12 protein-coding genes and 1 pseudogene are annotated in these 19,195 nt (G+C 40.1%); 4 read left to right on the top strand and 9 right to left on the bottom strand.

Annotated elements, in window-relative coordinates; all coding sequences use genetic code 11:
* Positions 1–99: 99 nt before the first annotated feature.
* Positions 100–537 (top strand): hypothetical protein, encoded by a 438-nt coding sequence (locus tag CCAL5182_RS04285; protein ID WP_169938538.1) that lies wholly within the window; start codon positions 100–102, stop codon positions 535–537.
* 62 nt (positions 538–599) lie between these two features.
* Positions 600–1,043 (top strand): copper resistance protein CopD, encoded by a 444-nt coding sequence (locus CCAL5182_RS04280; RefSeq protein WP_336610341.1) that lies wholly within the window; start codon positions 600–602, stop codon positions 1,041–1,043.
* Positions 1,044–1,078: 35 nt separating this feature from the next.
* On the opposite strand, the gene CCAL5182_RS04275 is transcribed toward CCAL5182_RS04280, so the two are convergent.
* From CCAL5182_RS04275 to CCAL5182_RS04245, 7 genes and pseudogenes are all read right to left on the bottom strand, one after another.
* The gene (locus CCAL5182_RS04275; RefSeq protein WP_336610340.1) at positions 1,079–2,686 is read right to left on the bottom strand and encodes a flagellar hook protein FlgE; all 1,608 of its coding nucleotides are present in this window, start codon (positions 2,684–2,686) and stop codon (positions 1,079–1,081) included.
* A 4-nt stretch (positions 2,687–2,690) separates the two neighbouring features.
* Positions 2,691–3,542 carry a flagellar basal body rod modification protein gene (locus CCAL5182_RS04270; RefSeq protein WP_336610339.1) on the bottom strand — a complete coding sequence of 284 codons (852 nt, stop codon included), beginning with the start codon at positions 3,540–3,542 and terminating at the stop codon, positions 2,691–2,693.
* 19 nt (positions 3,543–3,561) lie between these two features.
* Positions 3,562–4,968, bottom strand: coding sequence for a flagellar hook-length control protein FliK (gene fliK / locus CCAL5182_RS04265; RefSeq protein ID WP_336610338.1), 1,407 nt, complete (start codon positions 4,966–4,968; stop codon positions 3,562–3,564).
* A gap of 51 nt (positions 4,969–5,019) precedes the next feature.
* Entirely contained in the window at positions 5,020–7,032 is a 2,013-nt protein-coding gene (locus tag CCAL5182_RS04260) for a TonB-dependent siderophore receptor (RefSeq protein WP_336610337.1), read from the bottom strand.
* Between the two features lie 15 nt (positions 7,033–7,047).
* Entirely contained in the window at positions 7,048–8,940 is a 1,893-nt protein-coding gene (locus tag CCAL5182_RS04255; protein WP_336610336.1) for an iron ABC transporter permease, read from the bottom strand.
* Positions 8,937–9,785: an ABC transporter substrate-binding protein gene (locus tag CCAL5182_RS04250; RefSeq protein WP_336610335.1), complete on the bottom strand. Its 849-nt coding sequence runs from the start codon at positions 9,783–9,785 to the stop codon at positions 8,937–8,939. Before CCAL5182_RS04250 ends, CCAL5182_RS04255 begins: the two co-directional genes overlap by 4 nt.
* Positions 9,786–10,042: 257 nt before the next feature.
* Positions 10,043–10,549 (bottom strand): annotated as a pseudogene (locus CCAL5182_RS04245) (ABC transporter ATP-binding protein); the annotation flags it as partial.
* Positions 10,550–10,765: 216 nt separating this feature from the next.
* Here CCAL5182_RS04245 and typA point away from each other — a divergent pair.
* Both typA and CCAL5182_RS04235 read left to right on the top strand, forming a co-directional pair.
* Positions 10,766–12,568 (top strand): translational GTPase TypA, encoded by a 1,803-nt coding sequence (gene typA, locus CCAL5182_RS04240; RefSeq protein WP_169938555.1) that lies wholly within the window; start codon positions 10,766–10,768, stop codon positions 12,566–12,568.
* Between the two features lie 55 nt (positions 12,569–12,623).
* Complete coding sequence (locus tag CCAL5182_RS04235) at positions 12,624–14,975, top strand: molybdopterin-dependent oxidoreductase (RefSeq protein ID WP_336610334.1); 2,352 nt, start codon at positions 12,624–12,626, stop codon at positions 14,973–14,975.
* Between the two features lie 41 nt (positions 14,976–15,016).
* Here CCAL5182_RS04235 and flgE read toward each other — a convergent pair whose 3' ends face one another.
* Together flgE and CCAL5182_RS04225 are read right to left on the bottom strand one after the other, a co-directional pair.
* Entirely contained in the window at positions 15,017–17,629 is a 2,613-nt protein-coding gene (gene flgE, locus CCAL5182_RS04230; protein ID WP_336610333.1) for a flagellar hook protein FlgE, read from the bottom strand.
* 143 nt (positions 17,630–17,772) lie between these two features.
* Entirely contained in the window at positions 17,773–19,098 is a 1,326-nt protein-coding gene (locus CCAL5182_RS04225) for a Na+/H+ antiporter NhaC family protein (protein WP_170000368.1), read from the bottom strand.
* Between the last annotated feature and the right edge of the window lie 97 nt (positions 19,099–19,195).

Raw genomic sequence — 19,195 nt, 5'->3', positions numbered from 1 at the left:
CTCAAATTTCCATTTTTAATAGTGTCAAAGTAAAAACAGTAGCTAGATTTTATTTTTATTGAGTATAATAAAACGATATTAAAATAAAGATTTCACAAAATGGCTTTTAAATTTAAACTACACTTTTTATCAGCATTTAGGCAGTTTTTAGTCTACCATCATAAGTCGCTTGAGTTTCGCGCGAAAGTTTTTGCGGCGATATTGTCAGCTAAATTTGAGCCAGATGAGAGTGATTTTGAAATTTTACGTAAGATAGCAACTGAAATTTACGAAAACGATGAGAGTCGAAAGGCATTTTTGCTCCAAACCACACAAGAATACATCTCAAAGGTAAAAAGAAAAGATCATTTAACTCTTGATGCTCTCTTGCTTAGCATAGATAAAGACATGAAAAAGCATCGAAGGTATGCTAGTAAGATTGATTTTGCTCATCTTCGTCGCTTGATGAATGGTCATGAGGACGAAATTTTAATCCAACAACGTGTTTATGAATTTTTAATCAACGAGGTTAAAATTTACTCCCAAAACAACACTTGAGCAATATCATTGCAAATCAGATAAAAATACTCTACAATAATCAAAAACCGATAAGGAACTAAATGCAAGCCATATATCCGTATGTCCAGCTTTTGCACGTTATATGTGCGATAATTTTTCTAGGTTACATCTTCTTTGATGTTATTATATTTTCGCGTTTAAAGGGTATTTTGGGTGATGAATTTGATAGAGTTAAAAGTGCTATTTCCAAAAAAGCTATCAAGATCATGCCATTGTGTCTTTTGCTACTGTTTTTAACCGGTGGTATGATGATGAGTACATGGGTTGGCTCAAAAGCTGGAGGGTATTTTCAAACGCCTATTCAGCAAATTTTTATGATAAAGGTTATTTTAGCATTTGTTATAGGTGCGGGAGTCGTGATAAATTTAACTCACCGCGCACTTGGCAAGCAGCCGCCTAAATTTTTACGTGAAAATTTACATAATATCGCTTTTGTTTTTGGATTTGTCATAGTCATACTCGCAAAAGTTATGTTTATGGTATGAGGTTAAATTTGATTGATATTTTAATCAATCAAATTTTAGCTTTTCATTTGGATAGCGGTTTGAAGCATCTCATCGCTTGTTGTGATACTTTTTGAGCTAGCGTCGTAAGCCTTTTGCGTTACGATTATTTCCGTTAGTGCAGAGCCAAGATCGACGTTGCTCATTTCAAGCATATTTGATGATATCCTTGAACCGTATATAACATCTCCCGCTTTGTCTTTGTAAAAAAATGCCTCTCCGGAATTTGCTGTTGCAGAGTAGATGTTATCTCCCATTTTGGCTAGTCCTTGGTCATTTTGGAAGTGGTAAAGCGCTAGTTTTGCCACAGGAAACATCCTTGTGTTGTCAAAGATAGCCAGTATATCGCCGTTGTCATTCATTTGATAGCGTTTTAAAACGCCCTCTTCATACCCGTTTTTAGTTATGCTTATGTTTTTGTCGCTGTTTGCGGTACTTATAAGACCGTCATAGACGCTAGGATCGCCAGAGCCTAGAAAATTTAACTTAACGCCGCCCACACTTGTTAGTGTGTTTGAGACTAGTGTTCCTTGCGGACCAAAGGTCATTATGCCTTGTGATGAATTTAAGACATTGCCGTTTTTATCAGTCATCGTTGCGGTCGCGTTCCAGAGGGTTTGGTCACTTGTTTGAGGGACTTGTTTTTCTAAATTTATGGTTATTAAATTTATCGCTCCGTTTTCACCGTAAGCTTGCGTGCTAAATTGTTGAGTGTTGGCAACCTCTTTGCTCGAAAATATACTAACTTCGGTGCTTATCGTATCAAGGTCTAGGTATTTTATATCTTGATTTTCTAAGCTCCATTTGCCGTTTTTGTCAAGTTGAGTTGTAAATTCACTAAATTTACCGCTCGCATCGGCAATCTTTACCGTGACGCTATCGTTTTTCTTATATCCGGTGCGGGAGTTGCTAAGCTCAAGTGCGCCACTTATGCTTATGGTTTTTACATCTTCGTCTACACTTTGCGTGTATGTGTCTTTGCTAAGTTCGCTTTTTTCTATCTGTGTTTTTACTGTGGAGTCTAAGTTGCCTCTAAAATTTACAAGTGTTGTCGGCTCGGAAGCAAGGTATAAAAAGCTTGGTAGCTTTATGGCCGACTGTGCACTTTCAGAGCCTAAATTTAAGCTATCTATCTTAGATATCGTATAGGCATTTTGAGCACTTTGTCCGGATCCGCTAAAGGTGTTTAGCGCACTTTGGCTTGGAGTTACGGCTGATAATTCATTTATCGTGCCTAGGACAAAATTTCCAAAAGTATCGACTAAATTTCCAGCCGCATCTATGTCGAAATTTCCCGCTCTTGTGTAGTATGTTTTGCCGTATCTATCTAAAACTCCAAAAAATCCATCGCCTTGTATGGCAACATCGAAATTGTTATCGGTATTTTGATAAGATCCGTTGCTCATGTCAAGTGCAGTTGCTTGTTTTACGGCACCTAGTCCTACTTGATCGGTTGTTGGCTTGTTGCCGGCAGAATACATTGTTTGATAAAGTATGCTTTTGTATTCCGGAGTAGAGGCTTTAAAACCGACGTTATTGATGTTTGAGATGTTATTTGCCCAAACATCCATGCCAAAGCTCTGGGTTTTTATCCCGGAAACACCATTATAAAGTCCTCTCATCATGATTTTATCCTCTGTTTAGCAGTGCATTGTATTCTGCTTCTGCCTCATCGGCTAATGCATTTTCTGTAGCTAGTGCACTTTCTGCGACACTTTGTTTAGGTGTTTGGTTGTTTGTTGAACTTGATGATGTATTAGTTTGTCTGTTATTTAAATTTACTTCTTCGTAATATTCTGAAACATCATCTGCGGATATGTATTCGCCTGCTATTTTTACCTGAGCTTTACCATCTATAAATTTAACGGCTTCAACAGGATATGAGCCGTATGTTGCAGTTTTAGCGTCGCCTTCGCTATCTGTGTAATTAACCTTAACGGCATATGTTCCTGTGCCGGCTTTTGTTCCGCTGTTTGTGATCAAATTCCAGTTAAAGGTATTTGTTCCGGCATTTTGCGACCCGATACTTTCGGTTCTTACGACGTTGCCGTTGGAGTCTGTTATGCTTAGCGTTCCGCCTGTGGCATTAGATGGGAAGTAGATAGGGATCGTTAAATTTACCGTTTCTTCCGTTACGCTTACTCTATCGGTGCCGATGTTTGCCATTTTTCCAAGCGCGGATAGGGCATACATGCTTGAGTTGGCTTGTAGCTGCGATACAAGTTCTTTCATGGTCGAGTTTGTGTTTTCTTGCATTTCTAGCGTGGCTAGTTGGCTTGTTTGTGTTAGCATTTTTTCCGTATCCATAGGTGAAGTCGGGTCTTGATACTGAAGTTCTGTTAGTAAAAGCTTTAAAAATGCGTCTTTGTCAAGTTGTGAACCGGGATTTGTCCCGTCTGCGCTTGCAAGTTTTGCTGCGTCTTTTTTGGCTTGTATCTTATCTGCTGTAAATTGTGTTTGAACGTCGGCTACGCTTGCCATTTTTTATCCTTTTAAATTTTTAAACATATCTTGGTATAACAAGCTCAAGCAAATTTTGTTCCGCTTCTTGTATCTCTTCACTCTCTTGTGCTTGTTTGTTTTGGTTTTTGTAGGCTTGTTGACCCTTTTCTTGTCTTTGGTTTTGGTCGTTAAAATTCATCTCAAGTTCGGTAAATCCCATATTTACAAGGCTGTTTTTAAACTCGGCTTGATTTTGTAAAAACAAATTCATTGTAGCCGTGTTTGAGTTGAAATTTATGTGCAGGTTATTTCCGCGGTTAAGCATTGTTATCTCGACTTCGCCTAAATTCATCGGATTTAACGTGATATTTACCCTTGTTAGCGGTGCTTTATAGTTTTGAATTTGCTCTTTTAAATTTTCGCTAAAGTTGCTAAAAGTCTCTTTTACGAGAGCTTTTTCTTGTATCTGTGACCTAGCTGCGCTTGATATGTCGCGCACCATGGAGTTTAGAGGATTTTCATCTTGGGTTTGAATTTCCTCGCCTTGCGCCATGCTTTCTTGTGCTAAATTTTGCTCCCTTTCAGGGTATAAAAGTGACTGTAAATTTATATTTTTTTCATTTTTTGCACTTAAATTTTGAACTGTTTTTATGGCCACTTCTTCGGTATTTGTCGTTTCTATAGCCTCATCTATCATGTTTTCTGATGTTTGCAATGTTGGCGTTTTGGTTTGTGATGTTTGGGTTTGCTGTTTTAAATTTGGTTTTACCTCTTTTGAAATTTCATGCAAAAGAGCGTTTAGCTTAACAGGCTCTGTGCTTTCATTCATGCTGATGGTTTGCTCGACTTGATTTTTAAGTTCGCCACTATAAATGTTTTGTGCTTGCGGCAACACGGGCTTAAAAAACTCCTTGTTGGCTAGTCCTTTAAACATCTCGCTTAATGTTTCTACATCGTCGTTCGTGATAGTGAGATTTTCAAGTCCAAGGTCAAATTTCTTAGCAAGATCAAGTAGATCCGTGATACTTTTTGCCTCGCTAAGCTCTTTTACGTTTGCGCTATTTGATAAAAATGCGGCTATTTTATCGCTAAAATTTGGGAATTTGCTTATCTGCTCGCCACCGTTTAAAATTTCTAAAACTTGCAAAAGCTGCATGAAATTTGCATTTTCATAAAGTTCATTTTTGGTGGTTTCGTCTAAGTTTGCTAGGTCGGTTAGAATTTTATTTTGCTCTCCGACTTGTGTTTCTTCTTGAATTCTTATCTTGTCATCTATTGTTTTTACGATCTCTTTGACATCTTTTTCGTTTATACTTTCGCCTTTGTTAGCTTTGTTTGACGCAGCGTTTAGTATCATAGATAAGAACTCGCTATCCTCTTTGTTATTACTTTTAGAAGAGGTTTGCTTTTTAGTCGGTGCAACGTTAAGCAGGTCTATGGGGTTGCTTGATTTTAGGGTTTGCATATCTTGCCTTTGTTTATTTCTAAAAGCAGATATGCAAAATTTGTTCCAAAATTAGAATTTGTATTTAGCCGTAAGAGTAGCTCTTAGTCCTTCTCCGTAGTAAGCCCAGTAGTTTACAGCAGAAACATACTCTTTATCCGTTAAATTTGTCGCGTTAAGTGCGAAGTCCCATTTTTTATACGTGTATCCGATCATGGCATCAAGCAAGGTGTATAAAGGAACTTTGTAGTCAGGATAGTATTGGTTATCGACCGTGCTACCCACATAGCGTAGACCGGCTCCTGCCTTGATAGTTCCTAGCTGACCCAGTTCAAATTTATACGTTAGCCAAGATGAAAGTGTGTCTTTTGGCATCATTTTCGTTCTTATGGTTTGTGTTGTGCTAAGGTCGGTTTTCGTGCTGTTATAGTGAGTGTATGATAGTAGCCAGTTTAAATTTTCAAGTAGGTTTACATTGGAACTAAGCTCAAAGCCTCTTGAAATTTGCTTACCAACCTGTCTACCAAATGCGCTTCCATCTGCAATATTTGAATTCTCAAGCTTTGCATCAAAGTAAGAAGCTGTAATTTCCGCATCTATGAAATTTGGCAGATATTTTACGCCGACTTCAACTTGTTTACCTCCAAGAGGCTTAGCGTTGCCGTAGTTATCCGTAGCCGTTGGTGGCGTAAATGACTCAGAATAGTTTGCAAACGGCATAAGTCCTAGCTCCTCAAATACATACATCGCACCTAGTGAAAATGTCGTTTGGTTGATCTTTTTGCCGTTTAAGCCCGTGTTGTTCATATTAACGGTTGTCTTTGTTTTATCGTGACGGATGGCACTTGTTAGGATCAAGTTGTTGTAAATTTTAGCCTCATCTTGTAGATAAAAGCCGACTTGGCTTTGGTTAAGATTAAAGCCCGGCACTATAGGGCGTGCTTGATAAATTCTAGCAGGATTGTATTTGTTTAATGGGCTTAACATGCCGTCGCCGTAAAAACCGCTACCTTTCATTTTACGATAGTCTATGCCAAAAATTACCTTGTTTTCAAAATTGTCGCTTTTATAGTCATACGCTAAGCGATTATCAAATGTATGCGTTTTTATAACCGCATCAGCTACGCTTCCGTATGGTTGTGCTACGCCTGGCGCGCTATCAAAAAAGTAATACGCACCAAAATAATCCTTATCTTCTTCTATAAATTTATAACTTGAAGTAAAATTTAGGCTGTCGTTAATGTTATGAGTTAGCTCATATCCTGCCGTGTAGTAATGACGCTCAAGGCTATCGTTTGTGGCACCATAGCTTGTGCTAGGGCTTATCTTGCCATAACCCTCGTTTACGAGTGTGCCTTTAACGGAAAAAAACGGTTGTGAACCGGTGCCCTTATCTTTTGTGTATGATGTAAGTAGCGTAAGAACGGTTTCATCACCAAGCAAGAACATCAAACTAGGAGCTATATAGTAGTGTTCGTTTGTTACGTAGTCTATCTCGCCGTCTTTCTTTTCATAGTCGCCGACTAAACGAAATTTAACTCTATCTGTATAAAGGTTGTCGCTTGCGTCAAAAAATACACCGCGTTGGTTTTTGCTACCAAGTTTAAATCCAACTTCCGCAAAAGGTGAATTTGTAGGACGTTTGCTGATTAAATTTATAATACCGCCGGCATTTGACGAGCCAAAAACGGTAGAATTTGCACCTTTAAGGATCTCTATGCTTTCATAGCCGTAAAGATCCGGTTGATAGCCAAAATACCCGCCCTTATACGGGCTTGAGCCGTCAATCGTCATTGTCGCGTCAAAGCCACGTATTTTAAGCCACTCTGCACTTGTATCTATGTCAGCGCCGTAAAGCTGACCTACCGCACCGCTTTCATACTTTATGGCTTCATCAAGTCCTTGTACGCCTTTTTCTTCCATCTGTTCTTTGCTTATAACAGATGTTGAGCTAGGCGACATATACTCGACTTTGCCGCTTCCTTTAGCCACTGAGCCGACTATGGATACTTCATTAAGCACGACATTTTCCGCCGCTAGGGCGCTTATAGCTGGTAGGCTTAAAAGCCAAACAAATTTTTTCATTTTTCTCCTTTTAAATTATCTGATTTTTCTCATTACAATTACAAAATAAAACGATCCGATGATCGTTGCGATCAGGCCTGATGAAATTTCATAAGGCGTTATCAAATTTCTACCGATAAAGTCGGCAAACAGCATTATCACGCCTCCTAAAAATGAGGCGGCTAAAATTTGTGCTCTTACTTTAAAAAAGCCTAAAAAACTAGCCAAATGTGGAGCCAAAAGTCCTACAAAACTAACAGGGCCGATACTTAAAGCCATTATCGCTGACATGATCGCACAAAATCCAAACAAAATAATCCTATATCTAAAAATATCAACCCCAACAGCTCTAGCGTTTACTTCGCCAAGGTTTAAAATTTCTATCTCGCGCGAGAAGAAAATTCCAAAAATAACCGTGATCACGCAAAAGCCAAAAAGTAGCAAAGAGTGAAAAAACGTAACCGAGTAGGTGCTTCCGCTCGCATACGCTATAAAGTTATAAACTCTGCTGTCGCCAACGGCTAATAAAATTTGCCAAGTCGCACTTACAAACGATATGATGGCGATCCCGGTTAAGATCACTTTTTGCGGAAGCATACCGTTTTTGTAGTTTATAGCCACCATGATCCCCAAGACTGCACAAGCGCCTACTATGCCAAGAGGCACGCTTAAAAACGGAGCGAAAAATATAGCCGCCAGCACACCAAAACTAACGCCTGAATTTATACCAAGAAGCTCCGGGGACGCCATCTCGTTTTGGCTTAGGCGTTGCAGGATAACACCAACAACTCCAAGAGCTATACCGCTTGCAAGAGCGGCTAAAACCCTACTAAATCTAACCGACAAGATCTCAAATCCGCTAAAATTAAAAAATAACGAAAAGCCAAAACAAAACATCAAAATACCAAATACAATGTAGATAAAATATGACTTAGCTTCTTTTGTGCTAGATCCGCTTTCACTGCTTTTAGCTATGCTCTCATGCTCTTTTATGCCGTAAAATATCATCCATAAAAGCAAAGGCGCTCCCAAAAACGCACTAACGCTACCGGATGGTAAATTTATGCTTGTTAGGTTTAAGATGATAAGCAGCAATGCGTCCGTGATACCAAGAAGCAAAGCTCCTAAAATCCCGCTATAAAAAAGTTTTAGCAAAAAGGAGTTTATCTTAAATCTACCCACGATAGCACAGGCTCCAAGTCCTATAAAACCTATGATGCCTACATGAGCTACGACGATAGCGCTTAGATATGCGGCGATTAAAAGTCCTAGAATTCTCATTTTTGTAACATTTACGCCAAGAGCCTTGCATGTGCTATCTCCTAGGCTAAAAAGCTCAAATGAGCGCGAAAAAATAAGTATAAGTATAAAAATCGGCAGGAAGTAACCGAGCATAAAAATGAAATTTTTAGTCCCTTCTTGAGCTAAGTCTCCGCTTAACCAAATGGCTACTTTTGCACTCTCTTCGTTAAAAAATATAATTAAAATTGTGCTAAGAGAGCTAAAAAATAGCCCGATGATAAGTCCTGAAAGTGTGGTTGTAAAAACCGAAAAGCCTCTTCCTAAAGAGAGTAAAAGCAGTATGGATAGGGCTAAAACTGAGCCTAAAAATGCCGCTGCTATATCGCCAAATACTAAATTTGGAAAAAGAAGGCTAAAGACTAAAAGCATAAAGCCTGCGCCATTTGAAACTCCAAGCGTGCTGTCGCTCGCAAGCGGGTTGTTAGTTATTTGCGCCATTAAAGCACTAGCAAGCGCCAAAAATGCACCGCTTAGCACGGCTACGCCAAGACGTGGCAATGTGTAGTTAAATATGACTAAATTTTTGATGCTGTTTTCGTATTCGCTCAGGGCGTTAAATTCCAAAAATACAGCAATGGCTGCAAGTAGGGCAAATATGACAAAAAGAGTAATACTAAGGTTTTTCACTGCTTATCTCCAAGTAAAGAGATTAGTGCTTTGGCAAATTTTTGCATACTCAAATACGCCCCGGCCCCCCAAACAGGCTCAAGCTCAACATAGTCCTTAAACATATCAAGAGAGGCAAATAGTGAGTTAAATTTTATCTGCTCTTTTAAATTTATAGGATTTGGTTTTATGATGACGGCTTTTGTATTTTTAGGTAGTTTAAACAGTGAGGTTACGGGGATAGTTGCTATGCCCCATAAATTTGTTTCAAATTCATTTGAGAGTGCATTTTTTAGACCAAGCTTGGATAGCGTGATACCATAAATGCTGTTAGTGCCGTAAATTCGAACTCTTTTGCTATCTACAAACTGTATAACTGCAAATGTATCGTCTTTTAAATTTGTTACTTTTGCACTTAAGGAGTTAAAAAATTTATCGTTTTCATCTAACAAATTTTTTGCTTCGTTCTCTTTGTTTACGAGTTTTGAAATTTCAAGTGTTGCCTCTTTTAAATTTTCTTCTAAATTTCCGCTTTTATAAGCGTCGATCACTATTATTTTGGTATTTGAAAGATGTTTGGCAAGTGCGGTTATGTTAAAGCTAAAAAATGAAGGCACGATGACGATGTCAGGATCTAACTTTATAAGGCGTTCGATATTTGGCTGCATCCTAAGACCAAGATCAACGACATCTTCACCCAAATCAGGCTCACCGACCCAAATTTTATAAGAGTTCTTATCGCCAACGGCACTTGGCTCATAGCCGATAAATTTTAAAATTTCAGCTGCCGTCCAGTCGGTGGACACGACTTTTATTTGTGCGTGTAAAACACCAAAAAGCAGAGCAAGTAAAACAAGAAATTTCATTAAAAAACCGCTATGTTTTGTTTACTGACAGGATGAGTTATGATGCTTGCCTTTACTCCATAAATGTTTTGAAGATACGCACAGTTCATTATATTTTTTGCATTTATATTATAAGTTAGCGTGCCGCCCTTTAAGGCTATTAGATCATCGCAGTAAACAGAGGCTAAATTTATATCGTGAATGACTATTATAATACCTAAATTTCGCTCTTTACTTAGTTTTTGTATGAGTTGCATAACTTCGATTTGATAGGAGATATCAAGCGGAGCTAGAGGTTCGTCAAGTAGCAGAAATTTACTCTCTTGAGCAAGCAACATAGCTAAAAAAAGACGCGACTTCTCTCCTCCTGAAAGCGTGGCAACCTCTTGGTCTTTAAATTTTAGAGTGTTTGTATCTTTTAGTGCCTCTAAGACTATCTTGTCGTCTTTTTCTTTATCTCTTATAAAACCGCTTTGATGAGCGTATCGCCCCATGCTAACAAGCTCATATCCGTTAAGATGTGCTGTGTTTGGTAAAGTTTGCGGAAGATAGGCGATTTTTTTTGCAAATTCTTTAGAGTGATATTCATTTATGTTCTTATCGTCTAGCCAAACTTTACCCTCATAGCCTTTTTGCTGATTTGCTAGGATTTTTATAAGTGAGCTTTTCCCAGAGCCATTATGTCCGATAAGACCATAAATTTTACCACTTTGAAATTTTAAATTTAAGTTGGTCAGTATGGACTTGTTATTGATTTTAAAGCCGAGATTTTCGGTATTTAGCATAGATAGTAACCTAAAATACAAATAATAATTTTTATCATTATAACCAAGATAAACTTAATGTAAAATCAAAAAATATTAGCCTATCATAATATGAAATTTAAAATTTAAAACGTAAATTTATCTTTTTTTAGATATAATCGACCCTCGCTAAAATATGAATTATACTTTTTAAAACCGCGAAATCAAACCTAACAAGCTTAGGAAATGGAGAAAACATTGGAAAATATACGAAATATCGCCGTTATCGCTCACGTCGACCACGGCAAAACCACGATGGTAGATGAGCTACTTAAACAATCAGGCACATTTAACGACCACCAAAGCGTTGGTGAGCGCGTTATGGATAGCAACGACATCGAGCGTGAGCGCGGTATCACGATCCTTTCGAAAAACACGGCGATAAAATACAAAGACACCAAGATAAACATCATCGACACCCCGGGACACGCCGACTTTGGCGGCGAGGTCGAACGCGTGCTTAAGATGGTTGATGGCGTTTTATTGCTTGTCGATGCGCAAGAGGGCGTTATGCCTCAAACAAAATTCGTTGTTAAAAAGGCTCTTTCACTAGGTCTTCGCCCTATCGTTGTAGTAAACAAAATAGACAAACCGGCAGGCGATCCTGATCGTGTTATAAATGAAATTTTCGACCTTTTTGTAGCACTTGAAGCAAACGACGAACAGCTTGAATTTCCCGTAGTTTATGCAGCTGCTAAAAACGGCTATGCAAAACTAAGCTTAAGCGACGAAAATGTAAACATGGAACCACTTTTTGAAACGATCTTATCTCACGTTCCTGCTCCAAGCGGCAACGATACAAACCCGCTTCAACTTCAAGTTTTCACGCTTGATTATGATAACTATGTAGGCAAGATAGGCATCGCAAGAATTTTCAACGGTAAAATTTCGAAAAATCAAAACGTAATGTTAGCAAAAGCCGACGGAAGCAAAACAACTGGTAGAATTTCAAAACTAATCGGCTTTATGGGGCTTGATCGTGCTGACATAAATGAAGCAGGAAGTGGCGATATCGTTGCGATAGCAGGTTTTGAAGCGCTTGATGTCGGTGATAGCGTAGTTGACCCTGCTAACCCAATGCCACTTGATCCTTTGCATATCGAAGAGCCGACCCTTAGCGTTGTATTTAGTGTAAATGACGGTCCGCTAGCCGGAACGGAGGGTAAGCATGTAACTTCAAACAAGATAGATGAGCGTCTGCAAAACGAGATGAAAACAAACATCGCAATGAAGTATGAAAACGTAGGCGAGGGCAAATTTAAAGTTAGCGGTCGTGGCGAACTTCAAATCACAATCCTTGCCGAAAATATGCGTCGCGAGGGATATGAGTTCTTACTTGGTCGTCCGGAAGTTATCGTAAAAGAGGTTGATGGCGTAAAATGTGAGCCTTATGAGTTGCTTGTTATAGATGCGCCTGATGATTGCACGGGAACGGTTATAGAAAAACTAGGTAAAAGAAAGGCTGAAATGACCTCAATGAGTCCAACTGGAGACGGACAAACTAGGATAGAATTTGAGATCCCGGCTCGTGGTCTTATCGGTTTTAGAAGCCAGTTTTTAACAGATACTAAGGGCGAGGGTGTGATGAACCATAGCTTTTTAGAATTCCGCCCGCTTTCAGGAACTGTTGAACACCGCACGAACGGCGCACTTTGTAGTATGGAAAACGGCGTGGCTCTTGCTTATTCGCTATTTAACTTACAAGATCGTGGCGTTCTTTTTATCGACCCGCAAACAAAGGTTTATACAGGCATGATCATCGGCGAGCATAGCCGTCCAAATGATCTTGATGTAAACCCTATAAAAGGTAAAAACCTAACAAACGTTCGTGCTAGCGGAAGCGATGATGCTATCAAGCTTGTTCCACCGCGTAAACTTAGCCTTGAACGCGCGCTTGAGTGGATAGAAGACGATGAGTTGGTTGAGGTAACTCCTATAAATATCCGCGTTCGTAAGCGCTATCTTGATCCAACAGAACGCAAAAGAAAATCAAAAATTTAACCCCTTTAACAACCCCTAAAAATGGGGTTGTTAAATTTAAAGACTAAACTACACTATGCAAAATTTAAATACAGAGTATAAAAGTGAACGAATTTTAGGTGCAAATAGACTCGGTATATTTTGGGCGAATTTTAAAGACGGTAAATTTACGCACATAAGCGATTTTGAGGGTGATAAGTCGCCAAATATACTAAACTACGCACTTCCCGAACTCTTGCAAAGTAAAACAAGAGTTCTTTATCCTATGGTTAGAAAGAGCTATCTACAAAACAACGGTGTGTCAAAAAATGAGCTTAGAGGAAAAGAGGAATTTGTCCGCGTTAGCTGGGACAAGGCTCTTGATCTTGCGGCAAAAGCCTTAAAAGATAGTTTTGAAAAATACGGCGCACAAAGTATCTACGGTGAGTGCTACTGGTGGGGTGGTAGCGGTAAGATCGGCTTTGGTAGAAGTGTCGCACATAGGATGTTAAGTCTACTTGGCGGATATGTAAGAGAAAGTGGCGACTACTCGACCGGAGCGGGGCTTGTTATCATGCCTCATGTGCTTGGAAGTAGTGTGGTTTATGACAAGCCTACAAAATGGAAAGCTGTCATAAAAAATGCCAAAAATGTTGTATTTTGGGGAACAAATCCTATCATAACATCTCAAATTTCAGGCACACCGCCGACTCACGACGGATATGAGTGCATGAAAGAACTTAAAAATACAAAAAATATCAAATGCTATAGCGTCGATGTCATGACAAATGAGACGGCTAAATTTTTTAACTCGGAAAATATCATCGTGCGCCCAAATACCGACGTCGCGTTAATGCTTGGGATGTGTCATTATTTACTTGTTAATAATCTATATGATGATAAATTTATCACAACTTATACTGTGGGATTTGATAAATTTAAAGCCTATCTGCTGGGTCAAAGCGACGGTGTGGTTAAAGATATCTCTTGGGCTAGTAAAATTTGCGGTGTAGATGCGCAAGATATTGTTGATTTTACTAAAAAAATCTCTCGTGAAAAAACAACGATCTTAATTGGTCGTTCTCTTCAAAGAGCTGATCACGGCGAGCAGGTGTTTTGGGCACTTGTGGCACTAAATTCCATGCTTGGGTATATCGGCATGGAGGGACTTGGTTTTGAATTTAGCCTAGGATATAGTGCAAGCGGGGCGCAGGATAAGATAGCGCCAAAGCTAAAAAGCATAAATTCTAATCCAAATAAAAATGCAAAACTCATAACCATACCGTCATCACGCTTCATAGAGGCTCTTACAGGCGAAATAAAAGAGCTTGATTATAATGGAATTAAGATAAATTTACCCAATATAAAGGTCGGCTACTTTGCTTCCGGTTCGCTTTTTACCAGACATCAGGATGTAAACAATATTATTAGAAGCTGGCATAAGCTTGATACTGTTATAACTGCAGAACCTTACTGGACTAGTGCTGCAAAACTAAGCGACATCGTCTTTCCGGTAGCCCTTGAGATAGAAAGAAACGACATAAACCAAAGCTCAAATACAAATGAATACATCCTGGCATATAAACCGATAACTACACCTGCAGGAGAGAGCAAAAGCGACTTTTGGATATGCGAGCAAATTTGCAAACGCTGGGGGCTTGGCGAGGCTTTTAGCGAGGGTAAAGATGAGCTTGGCTGGATGCGTGAAATTTATAATGAGGCAAAAGAGGACGCAAAAAAACTTGATATAGAAATGCCAGAATTTAACGAATTTTATCAAGAGGGCTTTGTTAAATTTGATAAAGACAACAAAGATAGCGAGCTTTATACTAGACTGTCGGACTTTAGAGCCGACCCTAAAAAATTTGCCCTTAACACTCCGTCGGGAAAGATCGAGCTTTACTCGGAGGTTATAGCTGGTTTTGGGTATGAAGACTGTCCGGCTCATCCTGCTTGGCTCGAGCCTTTTGAGTGGTTGGGAGATGAAGAGCTAACGGAAAAATATCCGCTTCATCTAGTAAGCGCCCACTCAAGATACCGTCTTCACTCGCAGTTAAATAACTCGGTGATTGGGGAATTTGCAAGCGTTGCATGCCGTGAGCCTATCTTGATAAATCCGCAAGATGCAAATTTAAGAGCTCTGCAAAATGGCGATATAGTAAGAGTTTTTAGCGCCAGAGGGGAGATCTTGGCGGGGGTTTTTATAAGTGAAGCCGTCCCTAAAAATGTCTGTGTGATATGCGAGGGAGCTTGGTATGATCCAGAAATTTTAGGCGAAGAAAGTCTTTGTAAACATGGTTGTGTAAATGTCTTAACCCGCGATAAAGGTAGTTCAAAACTATCCCAGAGCAACACCTCTCACACGACTTTAGTGCAAGTTGAAAAATTTAAAGGCGAGATAAAGCCGATCACTGCATTTTCTAAGCCAAATATAGTAGAAAGTATTTGAAATTTAAAGCAAAAAAGCGGGCGTTAAACCCGCTTTAAATTTTAATTTTTAAGCTGTAAGAGCGTATTTAACATCTCATCGCTTGTGGTGATTGTTTTTGAGTTTGCTTGAAAGCCGCGTTGGATTACGATTAGCTGTGTTAGTGCGCGACTTAGATCGACGTTACTTTGTTCCAGTTTAGCAGCCGCTATGCTACCTCTGTTGCCAAAACCTGCTACGCCTACTACCGCTTCACCTGAGTTTGCCGTTCTTGAAAATACGTTTCCGCCCTCTGCTTGTAAGCCTTCGTTGTTTGTAAACGTGGCTACGGCAAGTTGAGCCAAGCCAAAGCTTTGCCCGTTTGTGAACGCGCCGATTATCGTGCCTGATTCGTCGATTTTGATATCTTTTAGCGTTCCACCCTCATATCCGTCTTGAGAGATAGACTCTGTTCCTGAGTCTTTATCAAAGCTTGTTAGACCGTTAAAGTCGGTTCCAAGACCAAAATTTAGCCTTACGCTTTGTCCTGCTTGTGAGCCGTTGTTTGCCGTGAAGGTAAAGCTTGCGGGGTTAAAGCTCGCTAGTGAGCCGTCTGGGTTAAATCTTAACGAGCCTGTGATAACGTTTGCAGGACCTGTGCCGGAGAAATTTATCTCTGCCGGTTCTGGGACCTGGATAACCATATTCCACTCTGTTCCACCGTCGTTTGTAGTGCCTGTTTTTGCCCATTTTACACTTACGGTGTGTTTAGAACCTAGCGAGTCGTGTATCTCTATGGTAGAGCCATGCGCGCTCATAGTAAGTTTACCGCTTGTTCTTACTGCTTGTCCTGGGCTCATAGCTCCTTCAAGGGCGCTCATTATAGTTGTTAGTCTTGTGTTTGCGTTTACTGCGGCAACATTTGCGCTAGCCTCTTTTGTAAGGGCTGTTACCGTTAGATATAAGGCTTTATCGTGCTGGCCGTCGCTTGGGTTTTCTAGCTGAAATTGACCCTCTGCATTTACCGTGATCTTTACTCCGTTGTTTAAGTCTTTGAGTGCCGCTAATCCTGCCGCGTGCTTTGCGTCGTTTGTGCCTGAAGTAGCAGCTACGGCATTATCATAAAGTACTTTATAACGACCGGTAAGTGCGGCCGATGCATCGGCTAGACTGCCACCGCCGGCTACGTAAGCAGTATTTGCCGTTTTGACTTCATTTGGGTTGTTAAACGCATCAAGTTCCGCTAATCCTGCCGCGTGCTTTTGGGCGTCTGTTCCTGTTGTGTTTGCCACTGCTGTGTCGTATGCGGTTTTGTAGTTGCCTACTAGTATCGCTGAAGCTGCGGCTAAGTCACCGTTACCGTTTTCATAAGCTTCGTTTGCTAATGTATATTGTTCTACGGCGGTTGCATCGGCCTTTACGCGACCGTCGCCATTGTAGTCTACAAACTCTCTAGCATCTCTTTGCATAGCGGCTCTTAGGTCTTCGGTTGTAGTTACTCTTCTTGGTATAGAGTCATCTGCTCGGTGGTTTGCCGTGATTTGAGAGCTATTGTAGATGTATTGGTATGCCGTTATAACCTCTATGTCGCCAAGTCCTGCTACTGTGTTACCGCCGTTTACGGTTAGGTGTATATTTTTTGTGCTTGCTGTTGTATTTGAGTTGTTTCTATTTATAAGTGTTAGTTGGTTGCCGCCTGAAATTTCAGCTCTAACACCAGTTAGGTTATACTGCTCGTTGATCTTAGCCGCAACATCACTGATAGAAGTCATAGCGCCTGTTGCGCTTGTTATCCTTGTGCCGTTTAATGTTATGTCAAGCGTTGAAGCGGCTATGCCTCCGACATTGGCTGTGCCAGGACCGTCTCCGACTGTAAATGGAGTAGCTTTAGCGTCTGCGTAACTTACCCAAATGCCTTGGTTATTCCTTAGAGCAATACCGTTTCCTAGCTCATCAAAAAGCACTCCTAGATCGACGCCGCGCTCAGTTAAAACCTGCTCGTTGTTTGAGTTTGTATAAAAAGAGTTGCTGTTTACGTCGTTTTCTACGTGAACTTCAGATAGATCGCCGATGCCGTCGTTATCATAGTCTCTATATCCTGTAACCGAGTCTAGCGAATAGATAGGTATACTTCTAGTTCCTATGTCGTTACCTGAGTCTAGGTTACCTTTTACTGTAACTACTGTTGTAGCACGTGCGGGGGTTGTTAGTCCTTCGCGTATCACGATGTTGCTTATAGGTCCGGTTGTATCGATAGAGCCGGTTTCTTCATTTCTTGTCCAGCCTTGTGCGATATAGCCGCTGTTGTTTACGAAATTTCCCGCTTTATCTCTTACAAAGTCACCATTTCTTGTATATAAGTCTGTTTTGCCACCGTCAGGGCTAATAATGAAAAAGCCGTCTCCTTGAAGTGCTACGTCGGTATTTTTGTCGGTTGATTGAAGTGTGCCTTGGCTAAAAATTCTTGTAGTTGATTGAACCGTTGTTCCAAGACCTATTTGCATGGCATTTTGACCACCCATCTCTCCTTGTGGAGCAGTTGCGATACGTGGAGTTTGGCTTATCATATCCGAAAAATTTGCTCTGTTATATTTATAGCCTACGGTATTGACGTTTGCGATGTTGTTACCTTCAACGTCCATAGCAATTTGGTGAGCTTGCATACCTGTTACGCCTGACCAAAGTGATCTCATCATGGCTTTATCCTTTAAATTTTTAAATTCTTTGCTCATATAAGCAAAAGATGTTCCAAAAATAAAGATGAGAAATTTGATTATAAAAAAGAAAACAAGATCGCCGCTAAAAATTTGCAACGATCTTGTTTTTGAAATGGTTAAATTTATAATACCAAAGCGCCGATCACTCCGCCTATCATAAGTGGAATGTTAAAAAATACAAAGGTTGGCACGCATGTGTCGTATATGTGGTTGTGTTGCCCATCGGCATTAAGTCCTGATGTAGGTCCCAGGGTACTGTCGCTTGCAGGGCTTCCTGCATCTCCAAGAGCCGCCGCTATGCCAACGAGTAGGATTATGGCGGCTGGCGAAAAGCCTAAATTTAAAGCAAGTGGCACATAAATAGTTGCAATGATCGGTATCGTGCCAAAGCTAGTTCCTATACCCATGGTTACAAGCAGTCCGATCGCAAGCATTAAGATCGCTCCGCCAAGCTTACCTCCGGCTAAAGAGGAAGCAAAGCTTACAAGTTGCTCTATACCGCCGCTCTCTCTTAATACCGCACCAAATCCTGCGGCAACAAGCATGATAAAAGCTATAAAAGCCATCATCGCAAGTCCACTATCCATGATATTATCTATCTTTTTATACTCTATACCACCAAAAACTATCATTACCAAAAGTCCTAAAAGTGCACCAAGAGGCATGCTTGAGGTTAAAATTTGAATTCCAAAGGCAACTACCGCACCGCCAAGTACCGCCCACTCTTTTTTTGTCATTTTTAGGCTTTTTGCAAATTCTGCTTCTTTCATCTCTATCGTGGTCGCTTCGGTATTTTGATACTCTCTTTTACCTCTATAAAAAACAAATACCGCCAAAAGCAAGCCGACAAGCATAGAAGCCCCACCTATCCACATAACGCCCGAGATATCAGACATCTCTACTTTTACACCGTTGTTTTCAAGCTCCCTTTTGATTATGCCGTGAAAAATAAGTCCAAAACCTACGCTAAGGCTTACATAAGGCGCTTTTAGACCAAATGTCAAAGCCGCAGCTACCGCACGACGATCTATCTTTAGCTTGTTCATGAGCGGTAAAAGAGGCGGGATCAAGATAGGTATAAACGCGATATGCACGGGGATTAAATTTTGTGAAAAACACGCAACGCCTGCGATAATTAATGCAAAATACGTCCTGGTGTCGCTTAAAATTTTACTTATAGAATTTATTAGTATCGCGGTTAAATTTGTATTAGCGATAGCTGCAGCAAGCGCTCCAAGCAATATATAACTAAGAGAGGTCTCTAAATTCCCTTTCATGCCGGTGATTAACGTCGAAGTTGTAGCCGTAAGCGCATCAAGAAATGAGCCGTCTTGATACATGATACCTGCAACAAGCGCCGAAACTAAAATGGAAAGCAATATATTAAATCTAAGCAGACAAAGTATCGTCATAACTACGATACTAAGAACCACGGGATTAGTAAGCATTTGTGTCCTTTTTGTTGTATTTTTGTTTAATTATACATTTGAATATAAAAATTTGGGTTAAAATGACCTAAAAAAAGCGTTAAAGTTAAATTTTTGG

It is taken from the genome of Campylobacter sp. 7477a, from assembly GCF_014892335.1.
GTDB lineage: Bacteria > Campylobacterota > Campylobacteria > Campylobacterales > Campylobacteraceae > Campylobacter_A > Campylobacter_A californiensis.
The sequence above is the reverse complement of the archived record's forward strand: the minus strand, read 5'-3'. Positions and strand labels throughout refer to the sequence as shown.